At 66.8% G+C, this 3,862-nt stretch carries 1 protein-coding gene; it reads right to left on the bottom strand.

The window, feature by feature from the left end:
• The coding region (locus ACGFYV_RS37445; RefSeq protein WP_393883017.1) for a hypothetical protein at positions 1 to 3,844 on the bottom strand (3,844 nt) is incomplete at its 3' end.
• Positions 3,845 to 3,862 lie beyond the last annotated feature (18 nt).

The following is a 3,862-nucleotide window of genomic DNA, read 5'->3' as shown; positions in this document are numbered from 1 at the left end:
GCCTCGCCACATCATCGTTGTGTTCGAGCAACTCCCGCAAGCCGTCCACGTTCTGGACGGCCGGCACCACATCCGGATTGTGGATCGCCGCGACGAACAGGGTCCGGTTGCTCAGGATGAGCGCGGCCGCGTCAGAGTGCACCTCGAGGAAGCCGGGCAGGTCTGCGTCCTCGACCAGGGCCAGGAACTCGTCCTCCGAGAGGATGACTCCGGACTGAGCGGCAAGCGCACGGGCGAAACGGGGATGGCGCACCAGTGTGTCGACGATCTCGGGCTGGAAAACGGCCGCGCTGAGCGATGCTCTGCCGCCGCTGAGGATCGCACGCACGACCTCGTTCAGAAATCTGACGCGTGCCGGGGCAGGGCCGTCCTCAGTGTCGCCGACTATAGCGTCCAGACACTCGAAAAGCTCGTTGCCATCTTCCAGGAGCTTCCGGACGCCAGGTCTGGTGTTGAAAGCCTCGGCAAGCGGTTCACTGGCCGATATCACCGTCATGAAGCTAGGTATCAACGAACTCAAGGTAACCGCTGTCGGCGACGTCAGGACACGCCACATCTCGCGATTTTGGGACACATGCTTCCGGTGATCCTCTCGAGTCGCAACCATGTTGACCAAAAAGGGATCGTTGAGAAACGCGTGGAAGAGGTTTCCATTGTCGGCCAGGGCTCGCGTGAATTCCAGGTCGGACGCCACGGCGGCGGGCGCTTTCCCTGATGCGATCAACATCGGCAGCAGAGCGGGGCGACGCCGCATGGTGGTCACGATTTCCGAATTGTTGATCACAACGGCTTGCAGCCCGACATTACGGTCGTCGGAAATGACCGCAATCAGATCCGGCAGATCCTCGGATGCCTCATGAATTTCTCCAAGGACGTCGAGGCTGTCCGCTATTGATTCAGGGCTGTCCTCCACCGACGAGATCCGCGCGCGTGCTTCGTCCAACGGAAGGGACAGGGAAGAGAACAACACGCGACTCGCCGGCGTGAGCCTCAGGCCCTCACTGGTGAAGCTGACCGGGCCCAGCGCCTCGATTTCGGCAAGGAGCGCGTTCGGGTCGTTCACATGGGGCAGGAAACGCTCGGGATCTGTGGTGAGCGCCTCCTCGAAAGCGGACCGCTGCAACGCGGCTGCCAGGATCTTCGGGTGCGCGCCCAGCGCCGTCACCAAGGGGGCCTGAGCGTCCTCGGCGAGGACCGCGAGGATGGTCCGATTTTTCAGCAGTTCCGCCCATTGGGCCCCGGGCACGGCGTTCGGGTCCGCGTGAGCGTCCCTGGCCGCGTCGGCCAGACGGTGGAAGACCACGCCGTACGGAGCGAGGTCAGCCTCCTCGACGATGGTCGACGTAGCCGCCGAGGTGACGTTCCGGAACTGGCTGACAAGGCGGAGCAGCGCACCGTCATTGGCCATGAGCTGGGCGAACGCCGTCGGCGAAGCAAACGCCGTGACCAGGCCCTGGTCCTTGTACAGCGTCGACACCAGGAGAGCGTCCTGACTCGCCGCGGACCAGAAGCCGGGGATGTCGGACGCAAGGTTGAGGCGGCCCAGCATGACGTTGCTCGCCAGGGCCAGGACGATACCGGGGTTGTCGTAGAAGGCCTGAACGAACTCGGAGTTCGCGCTCAGGAACTCGAGAGCCTTCAACCGGTCCGGATTCCCCACCTGACTGCGCATGTAAGGATCCCGCAGCGCCAGTCCCAGGATATCGCCCCCCGGAAAATCCACAGCGATCAGGGCATCTCGAAGTTCAGCGTTCTCGTCCTCCATCAAGCGGCGGATCTCGTGCGGCATGTGGAAGGCCCTGAGATAGGCCGCCAGCGCGCGCGTGAACTCCACATCTGGGGCCAGCTTGGCCACCAGGTCGCGTTCGTTGGGGTACGCCAGCTTGACGAGAGGATGCTGCCGAATACGCATGAGCGGGACAGTCGAGGTGGAGGCCGGCGCCGGCGCCACCTCGGCCGGCGTCGCCGTGGCCAGGGCCATACGCAGCTCTCGGGGCTCGTCGCGCAGGTGATCGAAGGCATGCGGGGTCGCCGAGAGCACGGCCGCGAGTCCCGCGTTGCCGTAGGCGGCCGTGCGAAGCTCCGGGGAGCCCGCGATCCGCAGCGCGAGGTCCGGAATGTCCACCAGGACGTCGGAGAGATCCGGATCGGAGCCCAGGACGGAGAGAATCTCGGGGTCGGCGTGTACCAGGTCGAGCATGCCGGGTACGGCCAGAACCGTTTGGATCTGCGAAGGGTTCCTGCGCATCGCGTCCAGGACCCGGCTGTCGGAGAAGAGCCGCAGAAGATCGGCACCGGAAAGCGCGTCAGGCCGTCCCAGAATGGCCACCGCGAGATTGACGTTCTCGTCGAGCCGGGTCAGGACGTTCTCGAACGTGGGCACGTCCGCACTCAGCAGGGCATCGCTCAGAGCTTCCACGTCGGGCAGCAGGTGTTCGGCGATGTGGCGATCCGCGAACATCCGCAGGATCAGGTCCGGACGCGACCCGAACTCCACGATGAAACTGGGGCGCCGGAGCATGATCCGGAGGGCGGGATCGGCGTCCAGCGCCTGCAGCAAGACCGGGCTCGAGGAGATCGCCGCGACCATCTCCGCGGAGTCGCTCAGTCTCGTCGCGACGGTTGTGGACGCCGGGTCCCCCACAGCGCGCAGCAGATCCGGGTAGGGGGAGAACGTCTCGATCAGCCGGGGGGAGGCGGCCATCAACCAGGCGGCCTCGGAGGACCCTGACACCGCGACGAGCACGTTGCGGCGCCGCATGAGGGACTCGATCGTCGATGCGGGGGGCATGGGAGCACTGCTCGCGTGCAGGGCTACCACGTAGTCGGCGACATCCACGTCCGGAGCGATCGACAGCTCCTGGTCGTAGGTGAGCAGCTGGCCGGCCAGTTTGTCGACAACTCGATCGGAGCGATCGTCGATGACGTCCGTCGTCGTGTGCTCTTCCGTCCAGCGCTGAAGAGCAAGAGTGACCAGGTGTCGCGCGTCCGCGCGGCGCAGACCCCGTCGGCTCATGGTGGTGCCCTGCCCACCGGAACCGGACGGTGCCGCGGCGCGCGAGGTCGAGGGTCCCGGCTGGCTCACCGTCGAGGGGCCCGCCTGGTTGTCCGTCACGGAGCCTGTGGGCTCGGTCTCGGCGTTGCCCCTCCGGCGCCTCTTCTTGACGCCGCCCGGCACCCTGGTCCGTTCCGACGGCAGTTCGGCCACCAGTTGCCGCACGAACTCGGCCGTGCCCGGCTCGTCCTCGGCCGTCGTCATCAGACGGACCGCGACGCGCCGCACGACCTTGTCCTCGGGCGCCAGCTGGTTGTAGGTGTCCTCGTGCCACGCGATCGTCGGCGGCAACGTCCGCACGTCACCCACCAGTTCACGGGCACGCTCGATCGCCGCATTCGTCGTGACGGAACCACGCCGCGCCGTCAGCGAACGCCAGCGCTCCTCGAACCGCTCCCCGTCGAACCCCTGACTCGCCTGACTCTCCAGGCTCGCCTGGCTCGGCAGACCCGCCTGGCTCGCCTGGCTCGCCTCGCTCGCCTGGCTCGGCAGGCCCGCGCCCGCCTCGGCGATCACCGACGCCGGTCCACCCGGCTCCCGCAACCGCTTCACCAACGCACGCGAGCGCTCCAGCTCGGGCTGGTTCCCCACGACCTCGATCGGCAGCGGCCCCGCCACCGCCGCAGCACCGTGCCCGTCCCACCGGTACCGGTTCCGGTCATCACGACGCGAACTGCGCGCATACACCACCGTATCGACCCGGCCGTCATCAGGATTCAGCACATACGCGAAGGACACACCCCCGGACCCACCGCCCAGATGCGCGTGCAGAGGCGCGTTCAGGCGCACCGAAGGCTCCCGGACCCC

Origin of the sequence: Streptomyces sp. NPDC048297 (assembly GCF_043201585.1) — a bacterium.
Taxonomy (GTDB): domain Bacteria; phylum Actinomycetota; class Actinomycetes; order Streptomycetales; family Streptomycetaceae; genus Streptomyces.
The sequence above is the reverse complement of the archived record's forward strand: the minus strand, read 5'-3'. Positions and strand labels throughout refer to the sequence as shown.